We start from the raw sequence: 3,584 nt of genomic DNA on the forward strand, positions 1-3,584 counted from the left end.
CCACTGAGTCCATCGCAAGTACGCCCGAATCACTTCCCTTATATGGGAGACAGCGTTCGGGTGTACTACGACGAAACCAATGCACCATCCCGTGTGAGCGGGTTGGGAAGGGTCGAACGCTCCGGTTCTACCACCCCGGAGCGTGATGAGATCGTGTGTACGTGCAATCCAGGCGTCCACTGGACCCACTACAGTTTGCTGTCTCGCTTTGCGAGTCAGCATCCGGGTACAGTGAACATACATTAGAGACGAGTTCTGCTCGTCTCGACTTAGAGACAGGCTTTGCCTGTCTCGCCAGCGATAGAGTTCGTCCGAACTCTATCTCTTCAACTGGCTACTGTGCCAGCTGGTGAATGGCTCGGCTCGAGAGCCGAAGAAGGACGTGCCAAGCTGCGATAAGCCTATGGGAGCCGCATGGAGGCGAAGAACATAGGATCTCCGAATGGGAATCCCTTCTACAATTGCTTTGCGCAATGGGGAACGTCGGGAATTGAAACATCTTAGTACCGACAGGAAAAGAACGCAACCGCGATGTCGTTAGTAACCGCGAGTGAACACGATCCAGTCCAAACCGAAGCCCTCACGGGCAATGTGGTGTCAGGACTGACACTCAGCAGCGGAACACTCTCATGAAGTCTTCTGGAACGGAGCGTGATACAGGGTGACAACCCCGTAGTGAGAGGTAGTATGCTGTGCGTCAGCTCCAGAGTAGCATGGGTCGGATGTCCCATGTGAACGATCCCGGGCATCTCCCGGGAAGACTAAACACTCCTCGAGACCGATAGCGAACAAGTAGCGTGAGCGAACGCTGAAAAGCACTCCACAAAGGACCGTGCAATAGGGCCTGAAATCAGCTGGCGATCGAACGACGTGGCATACAAGGTCTCACTCAGAATGACCGACGCGCAAGCGTCCAGTAAGCCGAGTGAGAAGCCGATGTCGCGTCGTACGTTTTGAAAAACGAACCAGAGAGTGTATCTCCATGGCAAGTCTAACCCGTTNATCGGGGNAGGCGTAGGGAAACCGACATGGCCGCAGCGCTTTGCGCCAGGGCCNCCGTGTTCAAGCGCGGGGAGTCNNNNGGNTACGACCCGAAACCNNNTGATCTACNCNCNGGCAGGNNGAAGCGTGNCGAAAGNNACGTGGAGGNCCGTTAGNGTTGGTGTCNTACAATACCCTCNCGTGACCTGNGTGTAGGGGTGAAAGGCCCATCGAANNNGGNAACAGCTGGTTCCAACCGAAACATGTCGAAGCATGACCTCATCCGAGATAGTTCGTGAGGTAGAGCGACCGATTAACCGTCCCGCCCTCGAGAGAGGTCGGCCGGTTTGTCGAACTCCGAACTTACGAACGTTGGAGACGATGGGAGTCCGGTGTGCGGAGTAAGTTTGTGCACCGTAAGGGAGACAACCCAGNGNNNGGTTAAGGNCCCCAAATNNGGANTAAGTGCGATNGAAGNTGGTCNCGAGCCCTANACAGCCGGGAGGTGAGCTTAGAAGCAGCNACCCTCTAAGAAAAGCGTAACAGCTTACCGGCCGAGGTTCGAGGCGCCCAAAATGATCGGGGCTCAAATCCGTTTCCGAGACCGTCCAGCACCCACCAGGGTGACCACGTAGGTTGGCGTACTGTCCGGGTGGAAACACGGGTGAGAACTCGTGTGGACCGTTCAGTAACGAAAATNCTGGNCANAGTAGCAGCGATAGTCGGGTGAGAANCTCGACGGCCNNANGAGCAAGGGTTCCTNNGCANTGTNNNTCAGCNNAGGGTTAGTCGATCCTAAGTCTGCCCGCAACTCGACGCAGACAACAGGGAAACTGGTTAATATTCCAGTACCACCACCACTCAAAGCCGACGCCGTAGGAACCATCGAGCCGGGCTTTCGCCCGGTCGAATCAGTGAAGCCCGTGGAAGCCGTCATGGCACGAAGCGAGCGAAGACTGAAATAGTGTAAATCGGTGTTACCTAGGGCCCGTGAAAAGGCGAGGTGTGTGATCGTACCGAGATCCGACACAGGTGCTCTGGCAGNCGAAAGNCAAGGNCTGTCGGGNCACAACCGNCGTTAGGGAATTCGGCAANTTAGTCCCGTANGTTCGCNANAAGGGATGCCTGCCNNNGANNNGGNCAGGNNGCANTNACTCGGNCGCTCCGACTGTCTAGTAACAACANAGGTGACNGCAAATNCGNAAGNACTCGTACNGTCACTGAATCCTGCCCAGTGCNGGTATCTGAACACCNCGTACAAGNGGACGAAGGACCNGTCAACGGCGGGGGTAACTATGACCCTCTTAAGGTAGCGTAGTACCTTGNCGCTTCAGTAGCGNCTTGCATGAATGGATCAACGAGAGCGNCNCTGTCCCAACGNTGGNCCCGGTGAACTGTACGTTCCAGTGCGGAGTCTGGAGACCCCCANGGGGAAGCGAAGACCCTATNGAGCTTNACTGCAGGCTGTCGCTGAGACNTGGTCGCTNNTGTGCAGNATAGGTAGGAGNCNTTACANAGGTACCCGCGCTAGCGGGCCACCNAGNCANCATTGAAATACTACCCGNNAGTGACTGNGACTCTCACTCCNGGNGGAGGACACCGNTAGCCGGGCAGTTTGACTGGGGCGGTACGCGCTCGAAANGATATCGAGCGCGCCCNAAGNNNNCCTCANTCGGGTCGGGAACCCGANGNAGAGNGCAAGAGCANAAGGNNGNNTGACAGTGANNTTCCNAACGAGNNTCGCTGACGCGAAAGCGTGGTCTAGCGAACCNANNAGNCNGNNNGATGCGGNCNNTNGANGACAGAAAAGCTACCNTAGGGATAACAGAGTCGTCACNCGCAAGAGCACATATCGACCGNGTGGCTTGCTACCTCGATGTCGGTTCCCTCCATCCTGCCCGTGCAGAAGCGGGCAAGGGTGAGGTTGTTCGCCTATTAAAGGAGGTCGTGAGCTGGGTTTAGACCGTCGTGAGACAGGTCGGCTGCTATCTACTGGGGGTGTTCGGAGCCTGACGGGAACGTTCGTATAGTACGAGAGGAACTACGAATGGTGACCACTGGTGTACCGGTTGTCCGAGAGGGCACTGCCGGGCAGCTACGTCGCACGGGGTAAGAGCTGAACGCATCTAAGCTCGAAACCCACCTGGAAAAGAGGCTCCACTGAGGTCACTCGTACAAGACGAGTTCGATAGACTTGGGGTGTACGCACCGAGGCAACGAGGTGTTCAGCCCGCGAGAACTAACAGACCGAAGCCACTCAATCATCGCACTGACCCATTGAACGGGTCCAGGCGCAAACTGGATTGCACGCACATACGGTTGCATTCACATGCACCACCGATACCGGCGTTCCCCGTCTCGGGGACCGCGGTTCGACTCCGCGGATCGGCGTTAAGGCGGCCACAGCGGCGGGGCAACTCCCGTACCCATCCCGAACACGGAAGATAAGCCCGCCAGCGTTCCGGTGAGTACTGGAGTGCGCGAGCCTCTGGGAAACTCGGTTCGCCGCCTGCCATTCATATCACGGCCCGACGGACACCGCGTCCGTCGGGCCGTTTTCATTTCTGGAGCGGGATCCGCTCCACTCGACGTCGACAGCGGCC

At 57.2% G+C, this 3,584-nt stretch carries 2 rRNA genes; both read left to right on the plus strand.

Going from position 1 to position 3,584, the window contains the following annotated elements:
* Positions 1-325: 325 nt before the first annotated feature.
* Positions 326-3,243 (plus strand): 23S ribosomal RNA (locus EGH24_RS15165).
* Positions 3,244-3,373: 130 nt separating this feature from the next.
* Positions 3,374-3,495 (plus strand): 5S ribosomal RNA (gene rrf, locus EGH24_RS15170).
* Positions 3,496-3,584 lie beyond the last annotated feature (89 nt).

The organism is Halonotius terrestris, assembly GCF_006861665.1.
GTDB lineage: Archaea > Halobacteriota > Halobacteria > Halobacteriales > Haloferacaceae > Halonotius > Halonotius terrestris.